Origin of the sequence: Roseiarcus sp. (assembly GCF_052145395.1) — a bacterium.
Classification (GTDB): Bacteria; Pseudomonadota; Alphaproteobacteria; order Rhizobiales; family Beijerinckiaceae; genus Roseiarcus.
On the sequence record NZ_JBKQOT010000099.1, the window covers coordinates 1 to 15,956 of the forward strand.

The window sequence follows — 15,956 nt, forward strand, 5'->3', positions numbered from 1 at the left end:
GCGCGAAGAAATTCGTGACCGACCAATACACGTTTCGCCTGATGACGAGCTACGCCGCGCCGGACGACTGGGAGGGCGCATTCCGCAAGGCCAAGGCGCCGATCGCCGTGATCGCCGGCGCCGACGACGAACTGATGGACGCCCCGGCGTATCAGCGCGTCCTGCCGCCGCTCGGCGTGGGGGTGACCTTGCTTCCGGGCGTCGATCATATGGGTCTCTGCTGGCGGCCGGAGGCGATCAAGGCGATCGTCGCCGCGCTGAGCGTCTGAAATTGCCGAAGCTCGTCGCCGCCGCGCGCTGGGCGCTCGCCGAATTCGGCCCGCTGATCGTGTTCTGGGCGCTCGCGCTGACGGTTGGCGTCAAGCCGGCGATCGCCGGCTCCGTTCTCTTCATCGTCGGCGATGCGGCCTGGCGCTGGCGGACCGGGAAGGCCTTCACCCGCCTATATCTGCTGGTCAGCGCGCTTACCCTCGTCTTCGGTGGGATCGACCTCGTCTCGACTTCGCCGTTCATGTTGAAATACGAGGCGGCGGTCACCAATGTCGCGACCGGCCTCGCCTTCGTCGGCGGCGCAATGGGCAGGAAGCCGATCATCCAGGAGGTCGCCGAGGAGCGTGGCGAAACCATTCCCGCCTCCCGCGAGACCCGCGCCTTCTTCCGCCTCTTCACCCTCGTCTGGGCGGCCTATTTCTTCGTCAAGGCCGCCTTCTACGTCTGGGCCGTCTGGACCCTGCCGATGCTCGAGGCGATGGCGCTGCGCTCGGTGGTCGGGTCGGTCAGCCTCGGTCTGATGATCGTCGTCAGCGTTACGCAGGGGCGACGGCTGTTCTTCCTCTGCCGCCGCCTTCGGCTCTTGCCGACGGCCGCCGCGCCGTCCGCGCCGCCCCCAACGAGCGTCTCATGACCATCCGCACCGACGAAGCCGCAGCAACGCTGGCCGAGATCGACGGCGTCGTCGCCAGGGTCAAGCGGTCGCGCATCTATCGGACCGCCGCGCAGATCACGATTCTTTGGGGAGGCGTCAACATCGTGCGCGGGCTTCTCGTCGCCTTGTGGCCCGCGACGTTCGGCCCGCACTGGTTCCTCATCGACCTTTTCGGAGTCGCCGCAACCATTGTGATCTTGCGGACGCGCCCAACGGGCGTGGGCCGGTTTCCGCTCCGCATTCTCGCCGCGTTCGCCATCGTCTACGCCTTCGGCTGGGTCTGGTCGAACCTCATCGGCCATTTCGGGCCGCGCGAGGCAATCGCCTTCTGGCCGACCTTGTTCCTGCTTGGCTTCGCGATCGCCGGCCTCCTGTTCGGTCTGGTCCTCACCGCGATCGGGATCGGCCTCGCGGCCCTCGTCGTCGCCGGCTATCTGTGGTCCGCCGACGCCTTCCCGCTATGGCAGGCGGCGGTGACGGGCTTGGGCTTCATCGCGTGTGGCCTCTGGATGCGACGGTCGTGAGCGACGGTCCCGACGACCTCATCCACCAGCCCGTGCGCCTGAGGATCATGGCGGCGCTGACGGCGCTCGATCCGAGCGAGGACGGCCTCGACTTCACCCGGCTGAAGAGCCTCACGGGCGCGACCGACGGAAACCTCGGCGCCCATCTCGATCAGCTCGCGCGGGCGGGATATGTCGAGGCGACCAAGGCCTTCGTTGGGCGCCGCCCGCGCACGACCGTGAAGGCGACGGTCGAGGGTCGGAGGGCGTTCGCGCGCCATGTGGCGTTCCTGAAGGCGATCATCGCCGAGGCGTGAGGGCCTGTCGGCGGGCGGTCGGAAGACGTGACGCCCGTCACAGACAAGTGGGCGCGCGCATGGTAGCGCGGGGACTGGGCGGGTGTGGTTTGCTTCATCGCTGGCGCTCTTCGCGTCGTGCTTCACGATCGGCGGATTGACCCATGGACGCCCAGCTTATCGACAAGATCTATGAGAGTTGCTTCACGCCGGAGGTCTGGCCCGAGGTTCTTGAGGAGATGGGTCGAATATCGGGGAGTCCCGGGGCGTCCCTGTTCATCTCGAGAGGCGAGGCCGTCCACTGCGTGACGTCGCCTGAACCGCGGGCGCGCGCCGAACAGATCGTCAAAGGGGGCTGGTTATGGCGGGGAACGTTGATCGCGCGTCTTTTCGCCGAGCGCCATGCCGGATTTCTGATTGACGTTGAATATTATTCGCCGGACGAACTCGAGCGGGAACCGATCTACCGAGAGGTCTGGCGCCCGCATGGCGTCGGATGGGGAATGGCGACGGCGATTCCGATCCCGACCGGCGAAAAGACGTGCTTTGTCCTGTCGCGCCGGACGGATCAGGGCCCCTTCGAACGCGCCTCCGCCGACCGGCTTGATAAGTTGCGTCCGCACCTCGCCCGAAGTGTTTTGATCTCGGCGCGATTGCAACTTGAGAAAGCTCGGGTCGCGGGCCAGGCTTTGGCCGCCATCGGCGTGCCGGCGCTCGTCTTCGACGAGCGTGGCAAGGTCCTCTTCGCCAATTCCTTGATCGAATCCATGACCGGCTATTTCCAGTGGCGGGCGTTCGACGTTGTCGCCCTGAAGGATTCAGCTGCCGATCGACTGTTGCGCGATGCGATCACCCAGATCGATCGTGAGACGATGTCAGCCGTTCGTTCGTTTCCAGTCCGCAATGCGGAGGAAGAAACCGCGATGGTCGCCCACGTGATCCCGATCAGGCTTTCGGCGCGCGACATCTTCCTGCGCTGCGCTGCCGTGCTGGCGCTGACGCCGGTGGCGGCCGCCCAGGCGCCGCCGATTGAGCTCGTTCAGTCGCTGTTTGATCTAACGGCGGCCGAGGCCCGCGTCGCCCGCAGTCTCGCCTCCGGCAAGACCGTCGAGGATATCGCCGCCGACGGAGGGGTCTCAATGAGCACCGTGAGGACGCACGTTCGCGGGGTGCTGGAGAAGACCGGCTGCAGCCGGCAGGCCGAAGTCGTCGCGCTGCTCGCCGGGATCGCACAGCCGCGGGTCACAGCGCCCAGCAAGCCAAACTAGCCGCAATCTCCAAACCGCGGAATCATCAACTTGTCGCAGCGTCATCAATCCTGATGAGGCGGTCCTGAACGTTCTCGATACATTCGGGTTGGGGGCGACCATTCGACGACTTTTCGCCCGCGCTACAACAATGACTTTACGTTCAAATCATTTCGAAGGCAGTCGAAGCGATGCTGAACCGTCCTCACACCTTCACGCGCCTATCTTTGTCCTGGGCCTGGCGGATCGCGCCCTTCCTCGGTTTCGCGTTCGCTCTGACGCTTGCCGTGATTGTCGCGCTTCTGACGCAACCGGCGAGCCCCTCCGGCAGCTAGGGCGGCCTCGTGCGCGCTTCCGCCCCCGTGCAACGGCGCGCGCTTCCATCCGATCGCCGCCTTTCGTCCGAATGCGTCGTTATTCAAGAGCGACGCCGACCGCCTGCGCAAGGTCGCCTTGATCTCGAGGGGTTCGCCGTAGCTCCGGTCGGACCGCGCTCGAAGTGTAACCACGACCAGAGCGGGCCATTGACCGCGCCGCGACCTGCGGCGACAACGACGGACATGATCCGCGGTTTCTTCATTCTGCTCCTGTTCCAGCTCGTCGGCGAAGTCCTTGCCCGGGGGCTTGCGCTGCCCGCGCCGGGTCCGGTCGTCGGGCTCGGGCTGCTCGTTTTTGGCCTCGCGGTCAACCGGGCGTTCCGGCCGTTCGACGATGAACAACTGGCGAAGAGCGAGGTCGGCCGCGCCGCCGAGGGACTCCTCAGCACGCTATCGCTGTTCTTCGTGCCCGCCGGGGTCGGCGTGGTCCAATATATGGGGCTGTTGCAAGCGCAGGGCGTCGCGCTCGCGGCCTCGCTCGTCGTCTCGACACTTTTGACGCTGGTCGTAACCGTCGGCGTCTTTGTCGGAGTCAAACGGCTGATCGGCCGGAGGGCCAAAGCATGACGCCGTTCCGCCTCTGGGTTTATCTGCAGACGACGCCGCTTTTCTGGCTGACGGCGACGCTCGCCGCCTACATGATCGCCGAGAGTCTCGCCTCCGCGGCGCGTCGGCATCCGCTGGTCAATTCCGTCGCGATCGCCGTTGCGCTGATCGGGACGCTCTTGAAGCTGACCGGGACGGACTACCAGACCTATTTCAACGGCGCGCAGTTCGTCCACTTTCTGCTTGGTCCGGCGACCGTCGCGCTCGCGGTGCCGCTCTATCGCAATCTCGAGGCGGTCAAGCAGAACCTTCTGCCGATGGCGGCGGCGCTTTTCGTCGGCGCGATCGTTGCGGTGGTTTCGGCCCTGCTCGTCGCACGCGCCCTCGGCGCGCCGCATACTGTCCTCGTCTCGCTCGCGCCGAAGTCAGTGACGGCCGGCGTGGCGATGGCCGTTACTGAGACGCTCGGCGGCGCGCCGCCGCTGACCGCCGTCCTCGTCATCGCGACAGGCATTTTTGGGGCGGTCGTCGTGACCCCGCTCATGAACGCGCTGAAGGTGACGGACTGGGCGGCGAGGGGCTTTGCTGCCGGCCTCGCGTCGCACGGCATTGGCACTGCCCGGGCCTTTTCCGTTCACCCGGTCGCCGGCGTGTTCGCTGGCATCGCCATGGGCCTCAACGCGGTGGTGACGCCCGCGATCATTCCGGCGCTTCTGCCCTGGCTTACCGGCCAGTAAAAAAGGGCGGCCGAAGCCGCCCGTCCGTGGGGGACCTTTGAGGCTCGCCGATCAGAACTTGAGGTTCACGCCGGCCGTGAGCGAGTTGCTGGTCAGCGACGTACGCACCGACCGCGACAGCGGCGAGAGGAAGTTGACGGTCGCCGTGCCATAGTCCGCATACATGTACTGGCCAAAAACTTCCCAGTTCTGCCAGACGTGGTAGGAGACGCCGCCGCCGATCGTCCAGCCGCTGCGGTAGAGCCCCGCCTGCTCGGCGCTCCCGGCGGCGAGCGTGCCAACCGTGCCGTAGTTCTGGAAGTGGGTCACGGTCGAATTGGTCCAGGCCCAGCCGCCCTTGATGTAAGGCAGGAAGTCGCCCCAGGCGTAGCCGGCCTGCCCAACCACATGCCCGCCCAGGCCGCTCGAATAGGATGTCGATTCGTAATACCTGTTCTTCACGATCGAGGCCGTGCTGTTCGAGTTCCCGGAGTTCCAGTCGAGACTGGCTTCCGCGCCGATCACGAAGCGCTGAGGGAACATGTAGCGATAGCCGATCTGGCCGCCGCCGATGAACGAGCTCAGGTTCTCGCTGCCGTTGTCGACCCACGCGCCGGTGGAAAGATTGTAGTCGTTGTAATTGCTGTTGCCCCAGTTCCAGCCCAGGTTGCCGCCGAAATAGATGCCTGTCCAGTCGTACGCCGTCACGACCGGAACCGGCGCAGGCGCCTTTTGGGTCGGCAGGTCGGCCGCGACCGCCGGAACGACGAACAGAGCGGCGACGCCCGCCAGCAGAATTGCACGGCGAATCAACGCGCCGCTGTGCCCGTTCGGCAACAGTCCCCATCCAAACTTCGTCACAGAAATGTCGTAATCGGCGCGGGCCCGCTCAACCTTCCGGAACGCCCGCCTTCCGCATACCCTCGATCACCCGTTCGCGCTGGGCGAGAAAGACCGGATTGTCGCTCTCGGCGGTGACGCGGAAGCCGGCAAGCGTGAATTCGGGCGCGATCGCGAGGCCCGCCCTGGCTTCCGCCTCTGCCTCGCTTTGCCGGCCAAGAAGGGCGAGGGCCGCAGCGTTGTGGAAATGGTTGAGCGGGAAATTCCGGCTGGCGTCGATCGACTCGCGGAAAAGCTCCACCGCCTCCTCGTCAGCGCCCAGGTAGAGCTTCGCGAGTCCGTCGATATATTTCCAAAGGAACGTGACGCCGTCGATCGGCGAAATCCGGAAGGCCTCGGTGATATGCGCCTCGGTTTCCTCCGCGCGTCCCAGCATGATCTTCGCGAGGCCCGTCCAGGCGTGCGCGACGCCGATGTTGCGGTTGAGGTTCAGCGCCCGCTCGAATTCGCCGATCCCGCGCTGGGCGCGGTTCGTCATCACCTGGACGTAGCCAAGCCAGAGATGCGCCCAGTGATTGCGCGGATCGATCGAGAGCCCCTTGAGCAATTGCGCCTCGGCGGAGGCAAGGCGCGCAGCGCGCTCGTTCACGCGGTAGAGCGCGAACAGAACCTCGGCGCGCGCCACGCCGACGATGGCGTCGACATGGGCCGGGTTGAGTTCGACCGCCTTTTCGAACAGCTCCTTCGCCCGCTCGACGTTCTCTAGCCGGCCCTTGTTGAACGCCGCGACGCCGCGGAAGAAGTAATCGAGCGAGTCGGGGTTTGGCTCGTGCTCGGCGCGCTCCGCCTCGGCCGCGATCAACTCGCCGCGCAGCTGGTTGGCGAGGCGCGAGACGATCTCGTCCTGCATGTCGAACAGGTCCGCCATCGGCTTGTCGAACCGGTCCGCCCAGATGTGGTTGCCGGTCGTCGCGTCGATCAGCTGGGTGTTGATCCGCATCCGGCCGGCGCCGCGCTGGATGCTGCCCTCGAGGATGTAGCGCACGTTGAGTTCGCGGCCGACCTGCTTGGCCTCAACCGGCTTGCCCCTGTAAGTGAAGGCCGTGTTGCGCGCGACGACCACGATGTTGGCGAGCTTGGAGAGGTCGGTCGTCAGGCTCTCGGTGACGCCGTCCACGAATTGTTCCTGCTCCTCCCCGCCGCCGAGACTTGCGAACGGCAGCACGACGATCGACCCGCGCGGCGGGCCGGATTTCTGCGGCGGCGATTCGAGCGGGGCCGGTCGGGCCTCCGCCGGCACCCCGACTTCAAGCGAGTAGACCCTCAGCGGCTCTGCGATGTTCTTGAGCTCCTTGAGCCCGAGGTCGCTCACGGCAAATTCGATCCGCCCTCGCACCTGACGGTAGGCGTCCTCGGAGAGCGCGATCGCGCCGGGCTTGGAGATGCCCTCGAGCCGTGCGGCAATGTTCACGCCGTCGCCCATCAGGTCACCGTCGGCCTCCTCGACCACGTCGCCGAGATGGATCCCGATGCGAAACTGGATGCGGCGGTCGTCCGGCAGGCCGGCGTTGCGCTCGACGAGACCGTTCTGCATCTCGATCCCGCATCGGACCGCGTCGACCACGCTGCGGAACTCCACCAGCACGCCGTCGCCGGTGCGTTTGACGACGCGGCCGTTGTGAACCGAGATGCTCGGGTCGATCAGGTCGCTGCGCAACGCCCTGAGGCGCGCCAGGATGCGGTCCTCGTCCGCACCGGCGAGCCGCGAGTACCCGACGATGTCGGCGACCAGAATCGCCGCCAGCTTGCGCGTCACGATCATAGGCCCGGGCTCCGCCTCCTATGGGACTATATAAGGGAGGAACCGCGACAATCCAGAACGGCCTGCGGCGGGCGACGGCCCGCTTGGCGAGAATCCCTCGCCGGCGAAGCTGCGGCGCCGGCGTCGGTCTCACGTCGTATGCTGGGCTCTGATTATGTTGGGGTCTGAGAGGTTGTGCAACGCGACCGACGGCCGCCGCGATCGCCGGTTATTGCCGGTATTGCTGGATCCTTGTCGTGCGCAGGCCCGGCAAGCCGAACTGATCGATCGACACCTGCCAGCTCAGGAATTCGTCGACGGTCAGCGTATAGCGCGAGCAGGCGTCCTCGAGCGACAGGAGCCCGCCGCGCACGGCCGCGACGACTTCCGCCTTGCGGCGAATGACCCAGCGCCGAGTGTTGGGCGGCGGCAGGTCGGCCACGGTCAAGGGACTACCGTCCGGACCGATCACGTATTTGACCCTCGGCCGCATGCCTTCGCTCATGGAACGCTCACTCGTACGCTCGACTCGACAGGGAGACGATAGGCGCGGGCTTTTAAATTTACCTAAATGGCAGAGGCCGAAAACCGTGCGGTTGTGTCTCAAAACGCGAGCCAATTTCCTGCCCGGCACCTCGTTATTGCGTCCGCGAGGGTGAATATAAAGGGTTGACGGATGTGTCGCCCGATGCCCGACGTCCCGGGAAAGGCGCCGTCTCGCTTTCGTCCGTTTTGCGGCAGCGCAAACGCTCTCAAACCGGGAGGCGGTAAACAGGCCTACAGTGGGGCGCTCTTCGCCCGCGTGAAATGGCGATGGGCGCGAAACTTGATTGCGAAAAAAGAGAAATTCCGGTATGATCCCTTCAGGCGGGTCTCAGACGAAGCGGAACCGCATCGACGCCGTCTTGGACGGACGCGGCTCATGACCCGGGGTGGGCCGGATAACAAAGAAATTCGCGAGGAACGAATTTTTCGCGAACTCGAGTGCAACGCGTTGAAAAGGCCCGATTCACGGGTGAATAAAAGGGTCAAATCCAGCGCCGAACGCGTGTCGAACGTATGCCGGACGGGTGCTGAATGCCGCCGGACGGCGCTCGAAAGCGCCTTGCTCCGCGGACGCCCGAGGCTCGATGCCCGAGACGGGGGCCAGCAGCCCGTATGTCTGCGAAACTGGCGGCGGGCGCCGTTTTCGGCTATGGACTTGCCTTTGCGGGCTGAAGGCCCAATTGAACGTCTGGACCGGTGGTTTCGCCGGGGTGAGATCCGAATGCTCGCGACTTCGCTTGCGCACGTCCCGGACGGCGCGCAGAACAGTCTGGGACTCGACAAGCCGCCGGCGGAGACCCGTGTGGTGGTCGCGATGTCGGGCGGCGTCGACTCCTCCGTCGTCGCGGCGCTGCTCGCCGCCGAGGGCTACGACGTCGTCGGCGTCACCATGCAGCTCTACGACCACGGCGCAGCGACCCACCGCAAGGGCGCCTGCTGCGCCGGCCAGGACATCCACGACGCGCGCGACGTCGCGGCCCGGATCGGCATCCCCCATTACGTGCTCGATTACGAGGCCCGCTTCCGCGAGAAGGTGATCGAGCCCTTTGCGCGCGCCTATGTTTCCGGCGAGACGCCGATCCCCTGCGTCGCGTGCAACCAGCACATGAAGTTCGCCGACCTGTTCGGCGCGGCGCGCGACCTCGGGGCGGACCTGCTCGCCACCGGCCACTACGTCGTCGCGCGCGACGACGGCCGCGGCGGGCAGGCGCTCTACCGCGCCGCAGACGCGGAGCGCGACCAGAGCTATTTCCTGTTCGCCACCACGCGCGAGCAGCTCAAGCGCCTCCGCTTTCCGCTCGGGGCAATGCCCAAGCCGCAGGTGCGTGAGCTTGCGCGCCGGTTCGGTCTGATCAACGCCGAGAAGGCCGACAGCCAGGACATCTGCTTTGTGCCCGCCGGGCACTATAGCGACATGATCGAGCGGCTGATGCCGGGCTCCGCGACCCCGGGCGATATCGTCGACGTCGAGGGGCGCGTGCTCGGCCGCCACGCGGGCATCGTCCATTACACCATAGGCCAGCGGCGCGGCCTGGGAATCGCCTCGACGTATCCCCTCTATGTCGTGGCGCTCGACGCCAAGCGCGCGCGTGTGGTCGTCGGCCCGCGCTCGGCGCTCGCCCGGACCCGGCTCAAGCTGCGCTCCGTCAACTGGATCGGCGACGGCGAGCTCGCCGACTTGCCGGCGGACGGGCTCATGATCGCGGCGCGGGTGCGCTCGACGCGGCCGCCGGCGCCGGCGCTGCTGACCCCCGACGGCGAGATCGAATTCATCGAGCCGGAGACCGGCGTGTCGCCGGGACAGGCCTGCGTCTTCTACGATTCCCCCGACCCGCGCGCGCGCGTGCTCGGCGGCGGCTTCATCGCCGCCACGTGAGCCTAAAGGACCCCATGCCCGACTTCGACGAAGCATCCGTATTCGGGACGAAGCCAAAGGCGCCCGCCGCGCACGAGATCGGCCAGAATCTCGACGACCTTTCCGCGCCCGAACTCGCCGAGCGCATTGCGCTCCTCAGGACCGAGATCGAGCGGCTGGAGCAGGCGATCGCGGCGCGCGAAGCGACGCGGGCGGCCGCCGCGGCGGCGTTCAAGCCGTAAGGTCGTTCACGCCTGAGGCCGTGGCGAAAGCGGCTTCCCGTTCGGCGGCCCTCTGCTCGGCCGCGAGAATGATCCCCACAACCCGGTCCGGGGCGACGTGATGGGGCGCATGCCCGACGCCCGCGAGCGTGGTCAGCCGCGCTCCGGGAATGTCGCGCGCCAAGCCCTCCGAATGGATGTGCGCGTAGACGACGCCGTCCGAGTCTCCGGTCACGATCTCGGTCGGCGCGCGGATCGCGCCGTATCCCGGCGAGAGCGCCGCCACCGCCGCCGCGGCGTAGGCGACGTCTTCGCAATTGGCGCGGAAATGAAGCGGGCGCAGCAGCAGCGGCAGCCGGGTGAACTCGATGAAGTCGCGCGGCGGCCGGTTCGGCGCGAAGACGCCGGCGACGGCCGCCCGCATCCTGAGCCGCACAGCGGGTGGAGCGACCAGCCGGCAGAACGGCGGCCCGAGCCACGGATGGGCGCCGAGCGTGTAGTACCAGGCGACGCCGCCGGGCCAGGGGTGGCTCACCGGCGCGATCAGGACGAGCGCCCGGACGAAATCGGGATGATGGAGCGCCATGGCGAGACCTGCGAGCCCGCCAAGCGAATGGACGACGACCACCGCGCGAGCGACGCCGAGCTTTTGCGCAGCCCGCCGCAGCGCTTCGGCCTGAACCACAGGCGAGGCGGCGTCGCGGCCGCCAAACCGGTCGCTCCATCCATGGCCGGGCCGGTCGAAGCTGAGCACGCGGAACCCGGCGCGGCTCAGCCGGGCCGAGACCGCAACGAACAGGTCGGCGGCATTGCCGGAGGCGCCGTGAATGAGAAGGATCGCGCCGCGCTCTTCGCCTTCCGCCGGCCTCTCGAGCACGCGGATCGCGCCGCCGCCGATCTCCACCCGCGTTCCGTCCGGGGGATAGCGCTGCTCGATGCGGCGCGTCTCAACGGCGGTCAGCGCGCTGAGCGAACCAATCAGGATCAGAAGGAAAAGAACGATCGTCACGACTGTCTCAAGGCGCTCGCGAGAACGCCGGGACTCACAGCTCCTGCCCGGCGATCTCGGCCTTGAGCTTGCCGGCCGCCTCCTCCGCGTTCTTCCAGTGCGGCGCGAGCGCCAGGGCGCGCTCGCAGACCTCGAGCGCCTCCTTTTTTTTGTCGCGGGCCTCGAGGATGCTGGCCATGCCCATCAGCGCCCCGAGATGGCGCGGATCCCGCTTCAGGGTCTCGGCGATATCCGCCATCGAGCCGTCGTAGTCGTCGTCGAGATAGCGCAGGGTGGCGCGTGCGTTCCACGCTTCCGCCCGATCGGGCATGAACGCGACGGCCGCGTCGAGGATCTGTCCGGCGGCGTCGTAGTCCTGCGCGGCGATCGCCGTCCGCGCCCGCTCGATCAGCAGGTCGCCTGTGTCCGAGCCGGACCGGCCGTAAGACGCAAACAACAGCCCGACGAGCCCTTCCGTCTCGTCCGCGTCATTGGAGGCGGCGAGCCGAGCATAGAGCTCGTCCCGGATCTCGGCCGGCGTCTTCGGCGCGGGCGCCTGCGCCTGCGGATCGCGGCGCTGCGCGTCCTCAGCCGCGAACGCGCCCGAGCCGGCGGCGAACGCCGCCCAGACCAGCGCGCCGACGAGCGCCGTCGTCGCAAGGAGCTTCATAAGGCGAGCCTAACGCACGCCCCGGCGCCCGTCAAAACGTTAACGGGTCAGCCCTGGCGGGCCTTGAAGCGCTTCTGCGTCTTGTTGATGATGTAGACGCGCCCCTTGCGGCGCACCAGACGGTTGTCACGGTGGCGATTGCGCAGGGACTTGAGCGAGTTACGAACTTTCACGACATTCACCAATGGTTCTTCCCGCGGGGAAAGACCCACGGCGGAGGAATTCGGAGGCGCTCCTATGCCTCAAACCGCGAGGCGGATCAAGTCCGGCAGCCGGCTCTTCATCTTGGGAATGCGCCAACATGCCGGACGCCGCGAAAACCTGACACGTTCAGCGGGACCGCGCGGGCGCGCGTCACCCCACGATCATCGTCTCCATGAGGTCCCGGTGCGCCTCGGGAATGGGGAACGGACGGTTGGTCTGTCGATCGACGTAGACGTGGGTGAAGCGTCCGGCCGCAGCGGCGGTTGGCGCGCCGGCCTTGAACACGCCGAGATGATAGCGAACCGAGGTCCGGCCGAGATGCTCGACCGCGACGCCGACCTCGGCGAGATCCGGATAGCTCAGGCTGGAGAAGTAGCGGCAGCTGGTCTCGACCACCACACCGACGATCGGGCTCGCCGACGGGTCGAGCAGGCCGGCTTCAATCAGGATCGCGTTCACCGCCGTGTCGAACAGCGAATAATAGACGACGTTGTTGAGATGGCCGTAGGCGTCGTTGTCGCTCCACCGCGTCGCGATCGGCACGAATTTCGCGAAGGCCGCCCGTTCGGGCGGCCCGCGACGTTCGGACTCGGCGGCCACGGTTTAGCCTCGTGTCATGCGCGGCGGAGCCCGGCGACTGCGCTCCAGGCGGCGCCGACGAGCGCCGAGGCGAGCAAGGTCTTGACGATGGTCGCCAGTACGAAAGGCGCCACGCCGAGCGCGAACGCCTTCTCCGGCCCGATGAGCGCGGCGAGCCAGGCGTAGCCGAAAGCGAAAATCACCGCATGGCCGATCGTCATGGCCGCAAGGAGCCACGCCCACGAACGGTCCCAGCCGCGTTCGGCGAGGGCGCCGACGAGCGCCGCCGCGGCGAGGAAGCCGATCAGATAGCCGCCCGTCGGGCCCGCCATGTAGCCGGGACCGGCGACGGCGCCGGCAAAGACAGGGGCGCCAAGCAGGCCCTCGATCAGGTAGAGCGCAACCGCCGCCGCGCCGACCCGCGCGCCGCAGGCGGCGGCCAGGACGAGAACCACAAGCGTCTGCAAGGTCATCGGCACGGGATAGAAGGGAACCTGGATCTTGGCCGACACGGCGAGCGCCAGCGCGCCTCCGACGACGAGCGCCGCGTTGCGCGCCAGCCGCGCGGTCCGGCGGGCGGGCCACAAAGTTGAAACGAGCGTGGCGTCGAGGGCGGCGGTCATGGGATCTCCGAACGTGTCTGGGTTAGGCTTCGCGTCTTATCCGCGACCGGCTATCATGACAAGGCGATCGTACGTCGCAGGGGCGGAAGGAGCTAGCGCGTGGCCGACGAGCCGGAACCCGATCTGTTCGCGGGCGCGCGGCAGCCGCCCCCGCGCGAGCTGACGCGACTTTCGCCGCTCGTGCGCCGCCTCATCGCGCCGAACGCCTCGCCCTTCACTTTCAATGGAACATGTACGTATATCGTCGGACGAGGCGCGGTCGCGGTCCTCGATCCTGGCCCCGGCGAAGATTCCTATCTGGCGGCGATCCTCTCCGCGGTCGCGGGCGAGACGGTCGAGACCATCCTCGTCACCCACACCCACCGGGACCACAGCGTCCTCGCCGGCCGGCTCCGCGAGGCGACCGGCGCGAAGATCGTCGGCGCCGAGCCGTTCGAGCCCAAGGGCGACGGAACCGACGGCCTCGATTCGTCGCACGACCGCGCCTACGCGCCCGACGTCGTTCTCGGCGACGGCGAGCGCTTCGGAGGGCGCGGCTTCACCCTCGAGTCCGTCGCGACCCCGGGCCATTGCTCCAACCACCTCTGCTTCGCCCTGCTGGAGGAGGAGGCGCTCTTCTCCGGCGACCACGTTATGGCTTGGTCGACCTCGGTCGTCGCGCCGCCCGACGGTTCGATGGGCGCCTATATGGCCTCGCTCGACAAGGTTCGCGCGCGCAAAGAGCGCGTCTACTGGCCCGGTCACGGCGGCCCGGTCGTCGAGCCGCAGCGCTACGTGCGGGCGCTGGCGCATCACCGCCGCCAGCGCGAGGCCTCGATTTTGACGGCGCTCCACAACGGCGCCGCGACCATTCCGGATCTGGTGGCGAGAGTGTACGTCGGCCTCGATCCGAAGCTCACCCGCGCCGCCGGACTCTCGACCCGGGCGCATCTCGAGGATCTCGGCGAGCGGGGCGTCGTGGCGGCCGAAGCGACGGAGGGGGAGACGCGCTATCGGCGACTTTGACCGATTGGGTCCGCGGCGCAGGCGCTGAATTTGTTGAACAATCGCGTTGGCGGGGAGCGAATTCTCACCTAGGGTCGGAGCCGGAACGCGAAGGGCCGGAGGCGTGGGGATCAGTAATGCGCGTATCTTGGGTTTCGCGCTCGGCGACGGCCGCGCTTGTCATTGGCGCGGCCTTCGCCGGCCCGACCGCCGCCAACGCCGAAAGCGTCATGGCGGACTGCGCCAGCCAGTGGAAGCAGGCGCAGGCGGCGGGGACGACCGGTGGGGCGACCTGGCCGCAGTTCCTCGCCCATTGCAAGGCGCAGGCCGCTCAGCCCTCCCCGGCGAACATGGCGCCTGCTCCCGCGCCGGCGCCGGCCCCCGCTCCCGCCCCGAGCGGCGGATCGATCTTCCCGTGGTGGCAGCCGGCCCAGAACGCCGCGCCCGCGCCGACCGGCGCCAGACAGTTCGGTACGGAGGCTGAAGCGCGCTATCGCTGCCCGACCGACAAGGTCGTGTGGGTCAACACCAATTCGAAGGTCTATCACTTTCAGGGCACGCGCTATTACGCCCGCACCCGGCACGGGACGTACATGTGCGAGGCCGACGCGAAGGCCGCGGGCGACCGCCCGGCGCGGTCGTTCTTCAGCCATCAGCCGAAGTAAACGGCGCAACATCATTGTAACCGCGATCGCTGATCGCGGCTGACGCGGTCAACGACGTCAACGACCGCGTTTACAAGACCACTGGCTGCGCATACCGCAGGACAAGTTCGGCTGCGGCCGGGATGTCGTCGATCTGCGCATGGGGCAGGCCGCCGGCCGGCGCGCCGTCGCTGACGAGCGCCACGATTCGCGGGTCCTTAGCGTAGAGCGGCGGCTTGCCGTTGGCCGCGCGAAACACTTCGATCTTGGCGATCGGATCCCGCTTGAACCCTTCGATCAGCACGAGGTCGACAGGCGCGAGAAGGGCGAGGAGCTCGGCGAGCGAAGGTTCTGGCGCGCCGCGCAACTCGCGCATGAGGGCGATCCGGTCCGGCGAGGCGACCAGGACCTCCGCTGCGCCCGCGGCGCGATGGATGTAGGAATCCTTGCCCGGCCGGTCGACGTCGAACCCGTGATGGGCGTGCTTGACGGTCGAAACGGCAAGACCCCGCCGGTTCAATTCCGGAATGAGTCGCGCGATCAGCGTCGTCTTGCCCGAGCCGCTCCATCCCGCTAAGCCGACCGCGCGCATCGGCGCTCCTTTCGTTCGTCGCCTGCTTCCTGTATTCCACCAAAAGCGGCAAGAACAGCGACGTCCATGGCGACTGAGGCGAGCGAAACGATAAGGACCGAGGCGCCGGCGAGCCGGCTGGCGGCGATCGTGTTCGACCGCGACGCCGAGCCTGATCCGCCGCTAATCGCGTTCGTCGAGGCGGTGGCCATCGCCGGCTTCCGCGTCGCGGGCCTCGTCCAGGAGCGCGCCTGTGACGACGGCTCTTGCGCGCTGCAGGACGTCCGCGTGCGCAATTTCGTGACCGGCGATACGCTCGACATCATGCAGGATCTCGGGCGCGATGCGACCGGCTGCCGGGTTGATCCGGCGGCGATCGCGGTCGCCGCGCGCTGGCTCGATTCCGCGCGGGCGACCGCGCCGGACCTTCTCATCGTCAACCGCTTCGGGCGGCTCGAATCGGAAGGCGGTGGCATGCTCGCGGAGATCGGCCGGGCCTTCGCCGACGGCGTCCCCCTGATCGTCTGCGTCCCGAAGCGCTATCTCGACACCTGGGACGCCTTCGCCTGCGGCCTCGACGCCAAGCTGCCGCCTAAGCGCCAAGCGATCGATGGCTGGTGGGCCGCGCTCGCGCTGTCGCCGTCAGAGCGCGTCGCCGCCGAGTGAGGGCGCCGGGAACGCCGCCTCGACGCGCGCCAGATCCTCCGGCGTATTGACGTTTGCGAACGGGTCGAACGGCTCGGTCGGCCATTCCACCGTCGTCACGCCGAAGCGCGACGCGAAGCTCTCGACCTTGCGCAGGCCTTCCTCAACGACCGCG

20 protein-coding genes and 1 pseudogene are annotated in these 15,956 nt (G+C 67.6%); 12 read left to right on the forward strand and 9 right to left on the reverse strand.

Annotation, left to right across the window (positions count from 1 at the left end; translation table 11 throughout):
* The 7 genes and pseudogenes from ACLP25_RS03430 to ACLP25_RS03460 all read left to right on the forward strand — a co-directional run.
* A pseudogene (locus ACLP25_RS03430) lies at positions 1-269 on the forward strand (hypothetical protein); the annotation flags it as partial.
* A gap of 2 nt (positions 270-271) precedes the next feature.
* Entirely contained in the window at positions 272-904 is a 633-nt protein-coding gene (locus ACLP25_RS03435) for a septation protein IspZ (protein ID WP_442467829.1), read from the forward strand.
* The gene (locus ACLP25_RS03440; RefSeq protein ID WP_442467830.1) at positions 901-1,449 is read left to right on the forward strand and encodes a hypothetical protein; all 549 of its coding nucleotides are present in this window, start codon (positions 901-903) and stop codon (positions 1,447-1,449) included. The genes ACLP25_RS03435 and ACLP25_RS03440 overlap by 4 nt, the downstream gene beginning before the upstream one ends.
* On the forward strand, positions 1,446-1,745 hold the full coding sequence (locus ACLP25_RS03445; protein WP_442467831.1) for a winged helix-turn-helix domain-containing protein: 300 nt from the start codon (positions 1,446-1,448) through the stop codon (positions 1,743-1,745). The genes ACLP25_RS03440 and ACLP25_RS03445 overlap by 4 nt, the downstream gene beginning before the upstream one ends.
* Positions 1,746-1,888: 143 nt before the next feature.
* Positions 1,889-2,992, forward strand: coding sequence for a helix-turn-helix transcriptional regulator (locus ACLP25_RS03450; protein ID WP_442467832.1), 1,104 nt, complete (start codon positions 1,889-1,891; stop codon positions 2,990-2,992).
* Between the two features lie 539 nt (positions 2,993-3,531).
* Positions 3,532-3,915, forward strand: coding sequence for a CidA/LrgA family protein (locus ACLP25_RS03455; RefSeq protein WP_442467833.1), 384 nt, complete (start codon positions 3,532-3,534; stop codon positions 3,913-3,915).
* On the forward strand, positions 3,912-4,631 hold the full coding sequence (locus ACLP25_RS03460; protein ID WP_442467834.1) for an LrgB family protein: 720 nt from the start codon (positions 3,912-3,914) through the stop codon (positions 4,629-4,631). The genes ACLP25_RS03455 and ACLP25_RS03460 overlap by 4 nt, the downstream gene beginning before the upstream one ends.
* Before the next feature lie 51 nt (positions 4,632-4,682).
* On the opposite strand, the gene ACLP25_RS03465 is transcribed toward ACLP25_RS03460, so the two are convergent.
* The 3 genes from ACLP25_RS03465 to sciP form a co-directional block, all read right to left on the reverse strand.
* Complete coding sequence (locus ACLP25_RS03465) at positions 4,683-5,471, reverse strand: outer membrane protein (protein WP_442467835.1); 789 nt, start codon at positions 5,469-5,471, stop codon at positions 4,683-4,685.
* 28 nt (positions 5,472-5,499) lie between these two features.
* Entirely contained in the window at positions 5,500-7,272 is a 1,773-nt protein-coding gene (locus ACLP25_RS03470; RefSeq protein ID WP_442467836.1) for an adenylate/guanylate cyclase domain-containing protein, read from the reverse strand.
* Positions 7,273-7,480: 208 nt separating this feature from the next.
* Entirely contained in the window at positions 7,481-7,756 is a 276-nt protein-coding gene (sciP, locus tag ACLP25_RS03475; protein ID WP_442467837.1) for a CtrA inhibitor SciP, read from the reverse strand.
* A 762-nt stretch (positions 7,757-8,518) separates the two neighbouring features.
* Here sciP and mnmA point away from each other — a divergent pair.
* Positions 8,519-9,673, forward strand: a complete 1,155-nt coding sequence (gene mnmA, locus ACLP25_RS03480; protein ID WP_442467838.1) for a tRNA 2-thiouridine(34) synthase MnmA — start codon at positions 8,519-8,521, stop codon at positions 9,671-9,673.
* 14 nt (positions 9,674-9,687) lie between these two features.
* Positions 9,688-9,894: a DUF1192 domain-containing protein gene (locus ACLP25_RS03485; RefSeq protein WP_442467839.1), complete on the forward strand. Its 207-nt coding sequence runs from the start codon at positions 9,688-9,690 to the stop codon at positions 9,892-9,894.
* On the opposite strand, the gene ACLP25_RS03490 is transcribed toward ACLP25_RS03485, so the two are convergent.
* The 5 genes from ACLP25_RS03490 to ACLP25_RS03510 all read right to left on the reverse strand — a co-directional run bounded on the left by ACLP25_RS03490 (position 9,884) and on the right by ACLP25_RS03510 (position 12,937).
* Positions 9,884-10,882: an alpha/beta fold hydrolase gene (locus tag ACLP25_RS03490; protein ID WP_442467840.1), complete on the reverse strand. Its 999-nt coding sequence runs from the start codon at positions 10,880-10,882 to the stop codon at positions 9,884-9,886. The two genes, ACLP25_RS03485 and ACLP25_RS03490, sit on opposite strands and share 11 nt — an antisense overlap.
* Before the next feature lie 34 nt (positions 10,883-10,916).
* Positions 10,917-11,531: a tetratricopeptide repeat protein gene (locus ACLP25_RS03495; RefSeq protein ID WP_442467841.1), complete on the reverse strand. Its 615-nt coding sequence runs from the start codon at positions 11,529-11,531 to the stop codon at positions 10,917-10,919.
* A gap of 47 nt (positions 11,532-11,578) precedes the next feature.
* Positions 11,579-11,704, reverse strand: a complete 126-nt coding sequence (ykgO, locus tag ACLP25_RS03500) for a type B 50S ribosomal protein L36 (RefSeq protein WP_113887466.1) — start codon at positions 11,702-11,704, stop codon at positions 11,579-11,581.
* Between the two features lie 181 nt (positions 11,705-11,885).
* Positions 11,886-12,335 carry an acyl-CoA thioesterase gene (locus ACLP25_RS03505; RefSeq protein WP_442467842.1) on the reverse strand — a complete coding sequence of 150 codons (450 nt, stop codon included), beginning with the start codon at positions 12,333-12,335 and terminating at the stop codon, positions 11,886-11,888.
* 14 nt (positions 12,336-12,349) lie between these two features.
* Positions 12,350-12,937 (reverse strand): biotin transporter BioY, encoded by a 588-nt coding sequence (locus ACLP25_RS03510; RefSeq protein ID WP_442467843.1) that lies wholly within the window; start codon positions 12,935-12,937, stop codon positions 12,350-12,352.
* A gap of 99 nt (positions 12,938-13,036) precedes the next feature.
* Between ACLP25_RS03510 and ACLP25_RS03515 the strand changes: the two genes are divergently transcribed.
* Both ACLP25_RS03515 and ACLP25_RS03520 read left to right on the forward strand, forming a co-directional pair.
* Positions 13,037-13,942: an MBL fold metallo-hydrolase gene (locus ACLP25_RS03515; RefSeq protein WP_442467844.1), complete on the forward strand. Its 906-nt coding sequence runs from the start codon at positions 13,037-13,039 to the stop codon at positions 13,940-13,942.
* A gap of 116 nt (positions 13,943-14,058) precedes the next feature.
* Entirely contained in the window at positions 14,059-14,586 is a 528-nt protein-coding gene (locus ACLP25_RS03520) for a hypothetical protein (RefSeq protein WP_442467845.1), read from the forward strand.
* Between the two features lie 70 nt (positions 14,587-14,656).
* On the opposite strand, the gene mobB is transcribed toward ACLP25_RS03520, so the two are convergent.
* Entirely contained in the window at positions 14,657-15,157 is a 501-nt protein-coding gene (gene mobB, locus ACLP25_RS03525; protein ID WP_442467846.1) for a molybdopterin-guanine dinucleotide biosynthesis protein B, read from the reverse strand.
* 66 nt (positions 15,158-15,223) lie between these two features.
* Between mobB and ACLP25_RS03530 the strand changes: the two genes are divergently transcribed.
* Complete coding sequence (locus ACLP25_RS03530) at positions 15,224-15,802, forward strand: DUF2478 domain-containing protein (RefSeq protein ID WP_442467847.1); 579 nt, start codon at positions 15,224-15,226, stop codon at positions 15,800-15,802.
* The last annotated feature ends 154 nt before the right edge of the window (positions 15,803-15,956 follow it).